We start from the raw sequence: 15,385 nt of genomic DNA, 5'->3' as shown, positions 1-15,385 counted from the left end.
AATGCCCGTTGATTTGACAGGTCCGCTTATGGCGTCCTTCAGAAGGGCCAAGAAGGCCTACGAAAAGGCCCTAGCCGAAGGCGATTACGAGACCGCCAGGAGAAAGGCCCTTGAGTGCGCGAGGATTCTCAAACAGCTCGCCAAGCACGACCCCTACGGTAGGAGCTCTTACCTGGCAAAGGCAAGAAAGTGGGAAGACCTTGCTAAGGGGCTCGAAGAGGGAAGGATTCCGAAGAGGGAGGTCAAGGTAACCTCGGAGGGAAGCGACGAGGACGAGCTAAGAACCTACGTCATGGGACTCATAGCAAGGTCAAACGTCAAATGGAGCGACATTGGAGGCCTTGAGGACGTCAAACGGCTCCTCATGGAAACGGTGGTCGTCTCGGCACTCCAGAGACCGGAAGCGGTTCAGCCCTGGAAGGGGGTTCTCCTCTTCGGCCCGCCGGGAACCGGGAAGACCCTGCTCGCTTCTGCTGCCGCCGGAAGTTTAAACGCAACCTTCTTCTCGGTCAAAGCCAGCAACGTCCTGAGCAAGTACTTCGGCGAGTCCGCGAAGATAATCTCGGCCCTCTACGAGGTCGCCCGCGAGAAGGCCCCGAGCATAGTCTTCGTTGATGAGGTAGATGCCCTCACAACCCGGCGCTCCGGCGAGACGAGCGAGGCCAGCAGGAGAATGCTCTCGACGTTTCTAGCGGAGCTTGACGGCTTTCAGGACAAGGGTAGCGACGTGCTCGTTCTAACCCTCGCGGCAACCAACACCCCCTGGGATTTGGACGAGGCGGTTCTCTCGCGCTTTCCGAGGAGGATTTACGTCCCGCTACCGGACGAGAAGGCCACGAAGGAGATAATCAAAATCAACACGCGCGGGCTCGACATAAGCAGGCTTGACTTGGACGCAATAGCCGAGGAGAGCGTCAGGCGCCTGTACTCGGGAAGGGACATCAAGAACCTCTGCCAGGAGGCGGTATGGAACATGATTCGCGAGGAGAACAGAGACCTCCACAAGCTCGCCGAGCTCCCCTACGAGGAGCTCAAAAAGCGCTCGCTCAGGACGAGACCGCTTGAGATGAGGGACTTCGAGGAGGCCTTCAAGAAAATTAAGAGCCCGCTGACGAGGAGAGATGTCGAGAGGTACGAGAAGTGGGCGGAGGAGTTCGGGGGATGAGAAAGGTTGAAATCGCAATTTTGCTCGTCTTCCTTCTCACGTTAAACCCTGCTTTTGCCGTTACAATCGGAATAGACCTCTTCCACGGCGAGAATCCCAAGGGACTCACACCGATGACCTATAAGAATCAGACGCTCGCCCCTGGAATGGTCGAAACGCTCAGCCAGTACACCTTCGTCTACTTTGGAAACGAGAGCTATCGGGACGAGCTGGGAATCCGCTGGCTGGGCAGGTCAATAACCCCGGGCCTGCTGGAAAACGTTGACGTCCTCATAATCGGACAGCCAACGGCAAACCTCTCAAGCGCTGAAATCTCGGCCGTGAGGGAGTGGTTCTATTCGGGAGGAAAGGTTCTGTGGGTTGCCGGTGATTCGGACTACGGAAACGGCGCCAAGACTCAAGAGATAGTGAACGACCTGCTCAAAGCCCTTGGAGCGCCCCTACGCCTTGACCTGTGCTCCGTTGAGGACCCTGTGAGCAACGCGGGAAGACCCTACCGCCCCATAGCCTACGACAGGCCGAGCAACGATACCCCTTACAGGGTGCTTTTGATTCAGGGAGTGGCTTACGGCATCCTCGCGCACGGGCCTGGGCCGGTGGCGCTCTTCGCGAACGGCACCTGGAAGCCCCTGGGGGATGAAAACAAGCCTTCGGGGGTTTACATCATACTCCGGACGAGCAAAGATGCCCAAATCGTTGAGAACAACGCACCCCCCGCGAAGGCTTACAGGGCGGGAGAAACCGGGGAATTCCCGATAGTGGCGGCATGGGTGTGGAGTTCGGGCAACAAACGGAGTGTTCTGATAGTCAGCGGCGAGACGCCCGTTGGGGGCTACGAGCCCATGTGGGCCAGTCAGTACTACGGTATCAAGCTCGACGGGCCAACCTTTGTCTCGAATGTAATCCACTGGGGCGTTACCGTTGCCTCACGTCCCCCTGAAAACAGGAGCTCACCATCAACAACGTTTACGACGGCCGCATCTCCAACGAACAACCAGGTTGTCCAGCCGTCGAGTTCCCAGCCCGCAACAACGAGTTTAGACGGCGTAGAAAAGAGCTCGCCGGTACCGGCCCTTCCTCTCGCACTCGGAGGTATTCTGGTACTCCTCATCATTGGACTTGTCTTTCTGAAGGGCAGGAGCGGGGGTGAAAAAAGGGCCAACCTCAACGTCCCCGGATTTCCGCCGGAGCTTCTGGAGGGGTATGAGCCCCTTGAGTTCCTCGGGGAGGGCGGCTTCGCCAAGGTCTTCAAGGTCAAGCGCAAAAAGGACGGCAAAACAGTCGCCCTAAAAATCCCGCACCTAACTGAGAAGTCCAGGAAATCCTTCACCAGAGAAGTTCGGGCCTGGAGCATGCTGGAGCATCCGAACATAGTGAAACTCTACCGTGCGGAGGAGACGCCGGTACCATACCTCGAGATGGAGTTCGTTGAGGGTGCCGAGGTTGATGGGAAGCTCGTTAGAACGCTTGAGGAACTGCCAAAGCCCGTTGATGAGAAAACTGCCCTAGAACTCATCAGAGGCATCGCAGAGGGATTGAAGCACGCGCACTCGAAGGGCATAACCCACAGGGACTTAAAACCCGGAAACATTCTCCTGAAGGCCGACTTAACGCCGAAGATAACCGACTGGGGACTCGCGAAAATCGGAACACATTCAACGACCACCACCTCGGGGGTAACGGTTCTCTACGCCGCGCCGGAGCAGCTTGACCCCGAAACCTACGGGCGCACCGACCCCAGGACTGACATTTACCAGCTCGGCCTCATTTTCTACGAACTCCTGACAGGAAAACTGCCCTACGGGGAGAAGGGTCCCGCAAGTGTAATCGCAAAGATTCTCAACCCAGAAATCAAGCCGAAACCGCCGAGTGCCGTTAGGCCAGAGCTTGCGAAGTACGATGGGCTCTTCGAGAAGTTGCTGGCGAAGAGGAAGGAAGACCGCTACGAAAGCGTCGAGGAGTTTCTGGAGGACCTTAAGCTCTTGGAGAGGCTTGAAGGAGAAAGGGCCGACCTCAGAGGGCAGATTGAGGAGCTCAAGAAAACCATCCAAGTAACGACGGACAGGTCGGAGGTTCAGAGGCTCGTCAGGAAACTCGTTGAAGGCCTTGGGAGGAACGCGGTCCTTTCGGCGAGGCTCAACGACAAGGCAGGCCTGATTAGTGCGCTTGAGGAGCTCAGGGAGTTCACTCGGGAAGAAAGGGGAGAGGTTGAGCGGGCGATTGAAACCGTCGAGCTCCTCCTGAGGGAGGGTCTGCCGATTTCCCAGGAACTAGTTGAGAGAGTGGAAGTCCTTGTTGATAGGATTAAACGGGAGGTGGAGAGATGAGGCTAATACTGCCCGAAAATCCATGCGTGGACTTCAGCGGGGCCGGAACTGACTTCGTTTACGGGATAACCCACATTGGAGGACGAAAGCACAACGAGGACGGCCTGCTCATCATGAAGCTCCCCGACGGCTACCTACTTGCCGTTGCGGATGGACTGGGCGGCCACAACGCCGGAGAAGTCGCTTCTAGGCTGGCCCTGGAAACCCTTGCGGAGGGCTTTGGGGAGGAGTACGTTGAAGGCCTTGAAGAAGACCTTCTCGCGATTCTCCTGAGGAAGGCCCACGAGATTGCCCACTCCGTTGTTAGGGAGCGCGCAAAGGGGCCACTTGAGGGAATGGGGACGACCCTCGTCTCGGCCGTAGTTAGGGGAAGGACCGTTATCGTTGCCAACACCGGCGACAGCAGGGCGTACCTGGTTTCCAGGGGGAGGCTCGTCGCGAGGACACTCGACCACTCACCACTTCAGGAGCTCGTCCTCATGGGGCAGGTAAGCGAGGAGGAGGCCATGTACCACCCACTCAGGAACAGGGTGAGTTCTGCAATCGGGCGGCGTCTGATGGTTGACCTCTACCGCTGGGAGGTGGGGGCCAATCACATCCTCCTTCTCAGCACGGACGGCCTTCACGACTACGTTCCAAAGGAGGAAATCCTGCGGGCGCTCACCCCGGGGAAAACGGCACGTGACCTCGCCAAAACCCTCGTGGAAAGGGCCCTGCCTGCCACTGAAGACAACGTCACGGTGGTGGTGTGGAGATGGTGAGGAGATGGGCAGTATTCGTTGCGGTGTTGCTGTTAATATCACTCGTTCCACTAAGCCCGACTTTCGCCCAGTCCACTCAGGAGACTGCGCTTAGAATCGTGTACTTAACTGCCCAGGGCAGTCTCTTCACGGGCGTCTTCAACCCGTCCCCGAGCGGAATGACCGACGTTTACACCCACCGCATCTGGTACTTCCTCAACGACCCGCCCTACGTGATGGGGCCCGACGGAAGCTATCACAGCTACCGCTGTCAGCTTGTCAGTGTCAATTACAACGTTCAGGTTCCGGACGATGCTGTAATCTGGAACGACACCCTCGGCGAGTGGACCTCCCCATACGCCGGCAGAACAGCCAAGAGTGCCGTTACTTGGAAGTGCGGTCTCGGAACCTGGGTTGACGGCCAGAAGATAACCCTCGCCGACTACCTCTTCGCCTACGCAATGGACTGGGACTGGAGTCATGAAGGGGGAGCGTACTACGACCAGAGCTGGAGCGCCAGCGTGGCCGGCAAGCTCCAAGGAATCTACGGTCTCGAGGTGAAAGCCGTCACATCCGATTACGTTGAGTTCACGGTCTACCAGGATTACGCAGTTCCATACAGCAGGTGGACCACCGCCGTTAACTACGTTCCATACCCGGAGTTCCCCTGGCAGCTCTATTATGCAGCCTCCGAGCTCGTGGCAAAGGGATACGGAGGCAAGGTGTTCTCGTGGAGCTCAAAGCCCACCAACGGGTACCAGCTCAACCTGATAGACGGGGAGCAGATGGAGTACATTTCGGGCATGCTCTCAAGGTTAAAGGATGAAACTCCGATTCCGGGCCCCCTGTCGGAGCTTTCAAACGTTCTAGGAAAATGGGGTCTAGACTACTACCACTCCGGCCTTCAGGATGCAGAAAGCGGGTACTCAGCCCTGATAAGCTGGATTTCAAACCACAAAAATGCCCTCGTGACCAACGGGCCGTACTACGTTGATGACTACAACCCCGGTGCAATGAGGCTCGTCCTCAAGCTCGCGAACAACAGAAGGGTTGGATTCCCGGACACCGTTAACGGTAAGACCCTCCCCTGGGAGCCGTACTGGAGAGAGATTGACGTTTACGGCGTTCTCAACGACTACACAGCTATCCTCTCCGTTGCTAAAGGCGAGTACGACCTGTACTGGTTCACCAGGCCTTATAGTACTTTGTCCAGTGCGGTCCAGGAATACGGCAAGAACATCAACCTAATCAAGGCTATCCCCACTTGGTGGAGCATCAACCTCAACCTCGCAGGAGACCCCACGACAGGCCTCGTGGAAACCTCCAACGGAACCCGCTTCAACCCGTTCGCGCTCCGTGAGGTCAGGTTCGCCCTTAACTGGCTCATCAACAGGCAGTACATCGTCAGCCAGATACTCCAGGGAAGCGGAGCACCTCTCTACGGTCCAAACCCTACAGGCCAAGTTAACGCACACGAGAATTACGTAACCGTTGCGAAGGCCATGGGCATAACCCCGCAGGGTGACGAGGCCTACGCCATCAAGATGATTGACGAGGCCATGAACAAGGCCGCCCAGGCCCTCAAGGCCAAGGGCCACACCCTTGAGAAGAAGGATGGCGTCTGGTACTTCGACGGCGAGCCGGTTACTGTGAAGGTTATCGCCCGCGTTGAGGACAAGAGACTTGACGAGGGCAAGTACATTGCTCAGATACTTCAGAAGGCGGGCTTTAAAGTGGAGCTCATCCAGTGGCAGAGAACCCAGGCTAGCAAGGTTGTTTACGGTCAGGACCCAACCACCCTCCAGTGGCACGTTTACACGGAGGGATGGCCTGTCAATGGAATTCAAGACATCACGGACCTCGCCTGGGACTTCTGGTTCTTTGACTCAAATGTCGCTCCAAACTGGGGTTCCAACTACCACAACCCGGTAACGGTCAGAGACGTTCTCAACGCTATCGCCAGCGGTGACGTTGCCAAGTTCATCGGCGAACTAAACCTTAAGTACTACAGCACTCCGGATAAGCTCAAGCCGCTCCTCGACTGGACCGGCTACGACCTCGCCAGCCTGCTCGCTTACTCGAAGTGGACCAAGAACGGACTAACGGTAAGTATGTGGAACATCGACCAGTTCTGGGACCTCTACAAGCTCGCCTACGCACTCCACCTCTACAACTCCCCCAGAATCTACACGGCCGAGTTGTGGGACTTCTACATCACCAACAAGAGAGTGAAAGTTGGAATCCCCGACCCAGTTACGGGACTTGGAAGCTTCCTTGCCGTCCGTTCACTTGAACCCGCTGAAACATTGGTGTCAGGGGAAACAACGGGAACAGGAACAACGACTTCAACACCCTCACAGGTGCAGAGTGATAGGGGAACAATCGAAGTAGTCTCCGCACCTGCAGGCGCTGAGGTTTACGTTGACGGAGGCTACCAGGGAATAGCGCCAATAAACGTCAGTGTATCCCCCGGAACGCACAGGGTTCAGCTGAAGATGCCCGGCTATGAGGAGTACTCGACGACGGTCACGGTAGATGCTGGGAAAACCGTTGTTCTAAACGTAAACCTGGAACCCAAATCCGGAACCCTAGTAGTTGACTCAACACCTTCGGGAGCCAGCGTTTACGTGGACGGCACATACCGCGGGACTACCCCCCTGACCGTTGAGCTACAGCCGGGCCAGCATACGATAAACGTGACTCTCGAAGGCTACAAGCCATACTTGGTAACGGTCAACATTCTCCCAGGAGCAACTTCAAGGGTGTATGCAAAGCTCGAAAAGAAACTGGCCACCGGAACAGTCTGGATAAACTCCGAACCCCCAGGAGCGGACGTCTACGTTGACGGCACGTGGCGCGGGACAACACCGCTGACGCTCACCCTTCCACCGGGTACTCACACAATAGAAATCCGGAAGGAAGGTTATCAACCGACCAGAAAAACGGTTGACATTGCCCCAGGAGAAGAAAAGAAAATAACGCTAATCCTCTCGGTGGTGACCTCTCAGGATACCCAACCGAAAACAACCAGCGAATCCACGCCGACCAACGCAGTTCCAAGGAAGGCCATTGCAGGTGTTCTGGCCGTGTTCATCCTTGTTGGGGCGGTGTTCCTTCTCAAGCGCTCGCGCTCTGGAGGAAAGACCCAAAATGAGCTCTCCAAGGGTTCAATTGAGGGCTTCCCGGCCGAGCTCCTAGACAGATACGAGCCCCTTGAGTTCCTCGGGGAGGGCGGCTTCGCCAAGGTCTTCAAGGTCAAACGCAAAAAGGACGGCAAAACAGTCGCCCTAAAAATCCCCAGAATCGACGAGAAAACCAGCAAGACCTTCCTCCGCGAGGTTTCAACGTGGTTCCAGCTCAACCACCCCAACGTCGTCAAGCTCTACGATGCGGACATCTTACCAGTTCCCCACCTTGAGATGGAGTTCGTTGAGGGCGTGGAAGTTAATGGGAAGCTCGTTAGAACGCTTGAGGAACTGCCAAAGCCCGTTGATGAGAAAACCGCACTGGGACTCATAAAGGGCATTGCGGAAGGCCTAAAACACGCCCACTCGAAAGGCATCGTTCACCGCGACTTAAAGCCCGGAAACATCCTCCTCAAGTCAGACCTAACACCGAAAATAACCGACTGGGGACTCGCGAAAATAGGAACGATGAGCTCGGGAAGGAGCGTGATGGGCTACACCCCACTCTACGCCGCGCCGGAGCACCTGATGCCGAGCAAGTTCGGAAACACCGACCACAGGACAGACGTATGGCAGTTGGGGACGATTTTCTACGAGCTACTGACCGGCAGGGTTCCGTTTGAGGGCTACACCTATGAGGAGGTCTTCGGCAAGATAACTGACGAGAACTACCTCCACAAACCACCCTCAGAGTTCAACCCCGCATTGGCGAAGTACGACGGACTCTTCGAGAAGTTGCTGGCGAAGAGGAAGGAAAACCGCTACGAAAGCGTTGAAGAATTTCTGAGGGACCTTGAGAAGCTCGAAGAGAGCGAGAGGCGGAAGCAGGAGCTCGAGTTCCAGGTTGAGGAGCTGAAGAAAACCCTCGCAAGAAGCGTGGAGGCTCTGAAGAGGAGCAAGACCGCCGAGGAAATCAGGGAGAACAGCAGGCTCGTAGTCCAAACCCTCTCGAAGCTCGCTTTAGCCTACGCGGAGCTCAACAGGAAGGCAGAGCTTCTCAACACCCTGAGCGACCTGAAATTCTATACAACCCAGCACAGAGAGGAGCTCGGGAGGGCAATTGAAGCCCTTGAGCTCATGATTAGAGAAAACCTGCCCGTAAGAGAGGACTTCGTTGAAAGGCTCAAGGTGCTCCTTCACGAGATAGAGCGTGAAAACGGGGTGTGAACCATGAAGTTCTGGAAATCCAAAGAGGAGAAAGAGATAGAAAGGAGGATACGGGCCAAAAAGGCAAAGATGGCCCTGAAACAGTACATAAACAACCTCGAAGCCTTAAAGCGCAGGGTCTTCCTTCAGGGAAAGGAAGCGGCGAAGCTCGGCGACGAGGAACTGCTGAGAAGAAGCGCCGTAAAGTACCTTGTCCTTGAGAATCGAATAAAGCAGGCGAAGCGCCTTCTCCTCCTCATGGAGGAGGCAGAAATCCAGAGGGAACTCGTTAAGGTCTCGGCTGAGTTCCTCCGCTTCAGCAGGGACATCGTTGAGAGCATTGCAGAGGGACCCGGAGCAGAGGACGTTGCCAAGATGCAGGTTGAGTTCGAAAAGGCGATGGCGAAGGTTGAAACCCTCGACGAGGCTCTGAGTTCCATGCTCGACGTAACGAGCGAAAGCATCCTGAGCGGAAACTTTGACGAAGAAACGATAAAAGAGGCAGAGGCGTTCTTCGACGTAGAGCCCTCCGGAGAGAGGCTCAAAGAGATTGAGAAGGCTATGAGGGCTTAGCCCAAGCCACTTTTCCATTTACCACAACCTTTTCCACGTCGCTTCCCCTCGCGGAGTAAACGAGGAGCGAGTAAACGTTTTCCAACGGCCTGAACCACGGTTTATCTGCGTTTATGAGAACCAAATCCGCGAGATAGCCGGGCTCAATGAGTCCGGCCTTTAATCCAAGGGCCCTCGCGCCTCCAACGGTCGCCATTCCGAAGAGCTCTCGAGCTGGAACCGCGTGCGCCTTTCCGGCGGTCAGGTTCGCGACGATTCCGGCTGTTCTCATCTCAATGAAGGAGTCGAGGATTCCGGTTGGATTGGGCGAGTCGTTGCCCAGGGCCACGTTGAGGCCGAGGTCGAGGAGTTTTCTCAGACTCACCGTTCGTGCTTCAAGCTTGACGTTGCTCGTTGGGCAGTGGACGAGGGTCGAGCCGGCCTTGGCCAACCTCTCGAAGTCAGAATCGCTTAGATAAACGCCGTGGACGCCGATTAGACTTTCGTTCAAAAGCCCGGCCCTTTCGAGGAGGCCAACGGGCGAAAGGCCGTAGCGCCTTCTAACCTCGGAAACCTCCGCCCTGCTCTGGGCGAGATGGATGTGAACCCTCGCGCCGGTTTCCCGGGAGAGTTCGGCAAGTTCTTTCATCAGCTCAAGCGAGACGGTGTTCGTTGCGTGCGGTGCAAGGGTAGGCGTTACGAGCCCGCTTTTCTTCCAGCGCTTGAAGAATCGGGAACCTTCCTCAGAACTTGCGAGAGGGAAATCAACCTCGTCCATAACCGTCTGGCCGATGAAGGCCCTTATGCCGAGCTTCTCGGCGACCTCCGCTATCTCGTCCGCGAAGAAGTAGTGGTCGTTTACCGTCGTCGAGCCGTTCATCAAAGCCTCTTTAAGACCGATTTCAGCCCACTCGCGGATTTCCTTCCGCGTCCACTCAAGTTCCATTGGCCAGATGATTTTCTCAAGCCATTCCTCCGTCGGTAGGTCCTCGTCGAGACCCCTAAAGCGCGCCATCGCCACGTGGGTGTGGGCGTTGATTAGGCCGGGAATCACGAGGTAGTTCTCCCCGCCGTAAACTTCGTCAACGCCCCACTCCCCCAGTTCCCCCGCCGGAACGACGGCCCGAATGATGTTATCCTCAACGATGACGGCCCCATCTCGAACGGAGCGGTAATCGACGAGCTTTCCGACCAGCGCGAACATCCTCCCACCGTTGAACATACGGCAGGGAAGAACTTAAACCTTTTGACGTTGTGACATTCAAATGCCCAAAGGATTTAAATCCCAAAATGAAAAATCCCTACCATGCCCCGGCTCGTTCGGATTGAGTCAAGGCTAAGGGTCCTGTCGCTCTGGCTGAATAGCCTCTTCTGATTGGGTTAGCGTTATAAACCCCGCTGAAAAGCTTTTGGAGGTGGTAAAGGTGATTGATAAAGTTTACTGTGCCGACGTTAAGCCCGAAATGGAAGGGAAGAGGGTTAAGCTCGCCGGATGGGTTTACAGAAAGAGGGAGGTCGGAAAAAAGGTCTTCATAGTGCTCAGGGACTCGAGCGGAATCGTCCAAGTAGTTTTCTCCAAGGAACTCAACGAAGAGGCCTACAGGGAGGCCAAGAAGCTCGGCATCGAGTCGAGCGTTATCGTCGAGGGAACCGTTAAAGCTGACCCGCGCGCTCCCACAGGGGCGGAGGTTCAAGCCGACAAGCTTGAAGTTATCCAGAACGTTGACTTCTTCCCGATAACGAAGGACGCAAGCCCGGAGTTCCTGCTCGACGTCAGGCACCTGCACCTCCGCTCGCCCAAGGTCGCGAGCATAATGAAGGTAAAGGCCACGCTCGTTCAGGCGGCGCGGGAGTGGCTCCTCCAGGACGGCTGGTACGAGGTCTTTCCGCCGATACTCGTCACAGGAGCGGTGGAGGGTGGCTCAACGCTCTTCAAACTCAAGTACTTTGACCGCTATGCTTACCTGAGCCAGTCGGCCCAGCTCTACCTTGAGGCGGCAATATTTGGCCTCGAAAAGGTCTGGTCGCTCACGCCGAGCTTCAGGGCCGAGAAGAGCAGGACAAGGAGGCACCTCACCGAGTTCTGGCACCTCGAACTTGAGGCCGCATGGATGGACCTCTGGGACATCATGAAGGTCGAAGAAGAGCTTGTGAGCTACATGGTTCAGCGCGCGCTTGAGCTCAGGAGAAGCGAGATTGAGACCTTCAGGAAGGATTTAACCACGCTCAAGAACGCCGTTCCGCCGTTCCCGAGGATAAGCTACGACGAGGCCATAGACATACTCCAGAGCAAGGGCGTCGAGATAGAGTGGGGCGAGGACATGGGCGCCGACGAGGAGAGGGTTCTTACCGAGGAGTTCGAGGCCCCGTTTTTTGTCTACGGCTATCCAAAGGGCATCAAGGCCTTCTACATGAAGGAAGACCCGGAGGACCCGAGGAAAGTTCTCGCGGCGGACATGCTAGCTCCGGAAGGCTACGGCGAGATAATCGGTGGCAGTCAGCGTGAGGACGACTACGACAAGCTCGTGCAGAGAATCCTTGAGGAGGGAATGAACCCCGAGGACTACCAGTGGTACCTCGACCTCCGGAAGTACGGTTCAGTTCCGCACAGCGGTTTCGGCCTCGGCCTTGAGAGACTCGTCGCGTGGGTTCTCAAGCTCGACCATGTGAGGTGGGCCACACTCTTCCCGAGGACGCCGAGCAGGCTTTACCCGTGAGCTTAATCTTTTACTATTCTCTTCTCTGATTCCTATTTAGATTCGATAAAATTAATAGGATTAGTCCTCCAATACCTTCCAGGATAGATATTAGGAACACTACCATATTTTGTCTTGTAGACATGGCCCAATTCAGTAACTTTTCAATGTCAGTATTATTATTTGTCATCCCAAAATTAACACCCAAAATGACAAACATTCCCCCGCCAAGCACAATCAACAGCATTGAAATGACGTTCTGCAAGGTAAGGAATCTTGCAAGCATCAAATTTTCCTGACTCTCTTCCCAGAGAAGGAGAACAGATGTAAGGGTTATGCCAAGATAAAGAATGACTACACTCTGAAACTGTTGTACCAGTGTGTTGACTGTGTTGTCCGGAAGCCCCATTCCATTTGTGATAGCATAAGCAAAAATGAGAGAGCTAGGGACAATGAAAGCCCCTATAATAAGGTTGTAGAATGTATCTAAGATATCATTGCTCTCTCCTCGCCCAACAGTAGTTTTAATAAGGGCCTGAACAAATACAAGTCCATATCCCACCAGAGCCAGTAAAGCAAGGCCATAGGTAATGAAATTTATAGAAAACAGCGAAGTTACCATAGAAAGAAGAACAATGAGGAGGATACCTAGCGCCCCCAGCAAAATAGTTTCCCAGCGGTTCCAGATTAAAACAAAGGTGATACCCGCCCCAAATACCATTGAGAAGACCCAGATGAGTATGGCAAAGTCTCCCGGATTAACCCCTACCCAAAGGAGAAGGGCAACATTACTAGTAAGAATAAATGTGACAATTAATGAAACAACACCTTCATAGGGAATTTCCTGTAATCCACTTAAGAGAATCAAAAAAGATACAGAAACCAGATATATAATCCAAATCCAAATTCCCATTAAAGTGCGTATATGGAAAAGTTTAGCCAAAGAGAGAGGAACAAATAGATAAACAAACACTCCACCAAAACTAAACAATGCAGTTCTCCCCTTTTCATTTAGTAAACTATCCGAGAACAGAAACGCTATCGTAGGTAATAAAATCAAAAGTAAAATCCACGTTAGAAGAAGGCCCGCTCCAACATAGCTTCGCGAGTTAGTAGAATTCGTAGAGCCTGAAGATACGTTAAATTCTTCACCATTTTCATTTGGTATAAATGTGTAGTTCTTTACTACTCTTTTGCCATCCTCAGTAAACGCAACAACTAGATGAACGGGATTTTTCTCTGGAACGAGCAGACTCATATTGGCTGAATTACTCACAAGAACTGCATATGCGTAATCAATGTATACGGTAGTGCCTGTTAAAGTTACATTTTTTAGAATAAAACCAATTTCAAGGGGGCGAGAACACATATCATTTTCGCAGAGAACTACGTTCCAGTGGTTTAAGTGGCCATAGCTGATGGTAGAATTTAAAATAATGTCTCTGGAACCTTGAGGGGAAATAACAAAAAAAGCTCTTTTGCTGTGAGGTTCATACAGAACTGCCTCAACTTTGAGAATATGTGAGGAGTTTAGAACGCCAACAGTGGCATAAATTGCAATATCGATATCTTGGGCATTTTTTGGAAAGTTAATTATTGTAACGTTGCTGATATTAAAAACAACGTACTTGCTGGTGGATACCACCGCAAATTGATTGTTACTCCTCCAGACTGTCTCAGCATTAGCATAAGAATGGGATATAGAACCTACAATTATGAATGCTAATATTATCGCTAAGATTATGATTTGTAGCTTTTTCATTTTAATCGTTGGTACATAGTATAAGCACAATTTAAAAACGTTTCGTTAGTTAATTAAAAAGTTTAATTTAAAAATTAAAAATCCTCAACGCCAGCGGCGGAAACAATATTGCAAGCCCCAATTAGCACTTTCGAAGAGGCTTTTCAAAAGTTTGTAGCTCTTGCTCAAGGCTTAAATAGAGCAGATTTTGCTCGTAAATCACATTTTCCAAAAAGAACACACCAAAAAGACTGGCGAGTTTGGAAGTAAACCCTCATGAGAACAAGCCATTCAAGAGGCATGCCAACTTTGATGAAACTTTGCGCAGGCAAAGTTTCCTAACGGGGGGCGAAGCCCCACTCCGGGGGTTTGAGAGTACAGAGCAAGCTTTAACAAAGCTTGACCAAAAGCTCGTGATTCCTCTTTATGGCTCCTCTTCAAAGGATTTTAAAATCAAGTCAACCGTTGAGAATTTGAATTCACCTTCTTAAGGACTCCTTCACACGGGTTCTACTTAAACCGCGCTCCAAAGGAGCGCTAAAGACCTGAACCCATTGTAAAAGGTACTATTAAAGGAATTCACTCATCTTTAAAGGGCAACTCAAGCAGAAATCCATTCACAGAATAGACTTTTTTCAAAAGAGAATCACAAACTTTGATGAAACTTTTGCTTGGCAAAAGTTTCGATGGTGGGCCCGCGGGGATTCGAACCCCGGACCTCCACCTTGTAAGACAAGGAAAACTCAACGATTTGTGGGCCATTTACAAAAAGCAGTTTGCAGAATGGCTCTCTGACCAAATAACGCCAGTAGTGAAGAAAGACTACCTCAAAGCGCTCGAAGTCTTCTTTGGTCGGCACTCATTAAAAACGTACGAGGACCTAGAAAAGGCCCTCAAAGCGGAGAACTACAACGACAGAGTAGTGAAAGGCCTCCGCAAGTTCACCACATTCCTTGAGGAGAAACACATCATCGACTACCACCTCGCAGACGACTGGAGGAGAATCATGAAAATCAAGCGGAAGGCTGGAGTTCGGGCCGTTTTCGTGACTGACGAGGAAATCAGAGAAGCATACAAAGCCATCAAAGAGCGCGGTGAAGAAAAGCTCACGCTCTTCAAGCTTTTGGTATTCTCAGGAATCAGGCTGACCCACGCTGTCCAGCTGGTGAACACCTTCAACTGGCAGAACGTCTACATCGTGAACGAGAAGGTCGCCAGATACCCACTGTTTGCATTCTCCCGCGGTAAAAAGAGGGGCTTTTGGGCCTATGCTCCAAAGGAGTTCTACGAGCTCCTTGAGCCGATGAATGTCAACTACGTGAGCGCCAAGGATTGGGTGAGTCACGGGAAAGTTTCTGCCAACACGATAAGGAAGTGGCATTACACTTTCCTCATCCGTCAGGGCGTTCCTGCCGACATTGCTGATTTTATCCAAGGACGTGCAAGCCAGCGCGTTGGAGCGACGCATTACCTTAACAAGACTCTCCTGGCCGATGAGTGGTATTCTGCGGTTGTGGATGAGCTGAAGAAAGTCCTGGAGGGCGAGAAATGAACTGGAGGAAGTTGGGGAGCTTTTTGCTTCTTATTGCGGCTATATTTGCTGGAGTCTCTATACAGATACACTTAGTGCAAACGGGTCATTGGGATTTTGTGAAGGGCTACATAGCAGGTGTCATTGTGTATCAATTCTTAATCGATCCCCAATGGGTCAGAAGGATTACCGAACCAGACGAATTCGTTAGCCTGGTGATGTGGGTGTTCTTCCCGTTTGTAGCTACGCTTGCGACAATGTGGAGGATTATGATGGAAAACCTTGAAAGGAGGTGAGCGGAG

10 protein-coding genes are annotated in these 15,385 nt (G+C 53.0%); 8 read left to right on the top strand and 2 right to left on the bottom strand.

Translation table 11 applies throughout. The annotated features are described in order from the left end of the window. Position 1: 1 nt before the first annotated feature. Genes E3E30_RS02410 through E3E30_RS02390 form a run of 5 tightly spaced genes read left to right on the top strand, consistent with a single transcriptional unit; the run spans position 2 to position 9,136 of the window. Positions 2-1,165, top strand: coding sequence for an ATP-binding protein (locus tag E3E30_RS02410; protein WP_167728316.1), 1,164 nt, complete (start codon positions 2-4; stop codon positions 1,163-1,165). Then, a complete protein-coding gene (locus E3E30_RS11330) occupies positions 1,162-3,492 on the top strand; it encodes a serine/threonine-protein kinase (RefSeq protein ID WP_240922510.1) in 2,331 nt (776 codons plus the stop codon). The genes E3E30_RS02410 and E3E30_RS11330 overlap by 4 nt, the downstream gene beginning before the upstream one ends. Further along, positions 3,489-4,253: a protein phosphatase 2C domain-containing protein gene (locus E3E30_RS02400; RefSeq protein WP_167728315.1), complete on the top strand. Its 765-nt coding sequence runs from the start codon at positions 3,489-3,491 to the stop codon at positions 4,251-4,253. The genes E3E30_RS11330 and E3E30_RS02400 overlap by 4 nt, the downstream gene beginning before the upstream one ends. Beyond that, a complete protein-coding gene (locus E3E30_RS02395; RefSeq protein WP_167728314.1) occupies positions 4,247-8,584 on the top strand; it encodes a PEGA domain-containing protein in 4,338 nt (1,445 codons plus the stop codon). Before E3E30_RS02400 ends, E3E30_RS02395 begins: the two co-directional genes overlap by 7 nt. 3 nt (positions 8,585-8,587) lie before the next feature. Next, positions 8,588-9,136: a hypothetical protein gene (locus E3E30_RS02390; protein ID WP_042690081.1), complete on the top strand. Its 549-nt coding sequence runs from the start codon at positions 8,588-8,590 to the stop codon at positions 9,134-9,136. Here the strand turns inward: E3E30_RS02390 and E3E30_RS02385 are convergent. Next, the gene (locus tag E3E30_RS02385; RefSeq protein ID WP_167728313.1) at positions 9,123-10,319 is read right to left on the bottom strand and encodes an amidohydrolase; all 1,197 of its coding nucleotides are present in this window, start codon (positions 10,317-10,319) and stop codon (positions 9,123-9,125) included. The two genes, E3E30_RS02390 and E3E30_RS02385, sit on opposite strands and share 14 nt — an antisense overlap. 220 nt (positions 10,320-10,539) lie before the next feature. On the opposite strand from E3E30_RS02385, the gene asnS reads away from it, so the two are divergent. Further along, positions 10,540-11,832 (top strand): asparagine--tRNA ligase, encoded by a 1,293-nt coding sequence (asnS, locus tag E3E30_RS02380; protein ID WP_167728312.1) that lies wholly within the window; start codon positions 10,540-10,542, stop codon positions 11,830-11,832. Between the two features lie 13 nt (positions 11,833-11,845). Here asnS and E3E30_RS02375 read toward each other — a convergent pair whose 3' ends face one another. After that, positions 11,846-13,603: a hypothetical protein gene (locus E3E30_RS02375; RefSeq protein WP_167728311.1), complete on the bottom strand. Its 1,758-nt coding sequence runs from the start codon at positions 13,601-13,603 to the stop codon at positions 11,846-11,848. A gap of 760 nt (positions 13,604-14,363) precedes the next feature. Here E3E30_RS02375 and E3E30_RS11325 point away from each other — a divergent pair. Together E3E30_RS11325 and E3E30_RS02365 are read left to right on the top strand one after the other, a co-directional pair. Beyond that, positions 14,364-15,104: an integrase gene (locus E3E30_RS11325; protein ID WP_346765890.1), complete on the top strand. Its 741-nt coding sequence runs from the start codon at positions 14,364-14,366 to the stop codon at positions 15,102-15,104. Further along, on the top strand, positions 15,101-15,379 hold the full coding sequence (locus E3E30_RS02365; protein ID WP_167728310.1) for a hypothetical protein: 279 nt from the start codon (positions 15,101-15,103) through the stop codon (positions 15,377-15,379). Before E3E30_RS11325 ends, E3E30_RS02365 begins: the two co-directional genes overlap by 4 nt. The last annotated feature ends 6 nt before the right edge of the window (positions 15,380-15,385 follow it).

The sequence above is a fragment of the Thermococcus sp. 9N3 genome, from assembly GCF_012027685.1.
Lineage (GTDB): Archaea > Methanobacteriota_B > Thermococci > Thermococcales > Thermococcaceae > Thermococcus > Thermococcus nautili.
This window is presented reverse-complemented; position numbering and strand designations above follow the sequence as displayed.

Excerpts from the sequence above, each read along its gene's own strand:
- E3E30_RS11330 (WP_240922510.1), top strand. The coding sequence starts at position 1,162 with ATGAGAAAGGTTGAAATCGCAATTTTGCTCGTCTTCCTTCTCACGTTA.
- E3E30_RS02395 (WP_167728314.1), top strand. The coding sequence starts at position 4,247 with ATGGTGAGGAGATGGGCAGTATTCGTTGCGGTGTTGCTGTTAATATCA.
- E3E30_RS02390 (WP_042690081.1), top strand. The coding sequence starts at position 8,588 with ATGAAGTTCTGGAAATCCAAAGAGGAGAAAGAGATAGAAAGGAGGATA.
- E3E30_RS02385 (WP_167728313.1), bottom strand. The coding sequence starts at position 10,319 with ATGTTCGCGCTGGTCGGAAAGCTCGTCGATTACCGCTCCGTTCGAGAT.
- E3E30_RS02365 (WP_167728310.1), top strand. The coding sequence starts at position 15,101 with ATGAACTGGAGGAAGTTGGGGAGCTTTTTGCTTCTTATTGCGGCTATA.
- E3E30_RS02400 (WP_167728315.1), top strand. The coding sequence starts at position 3,489 with ATGAGGCTAATACTGCCCGAAAATCCATGCGTGGACTTCAGCGGGGCC.
- E3E30_RS02410 (WP_167728316.1), top strand. The coding sequence starts at position 2 with ATGCCCGTTGATTTGACAGGTCCGCTTATGGCGTCCTTCAGAAGGGCC.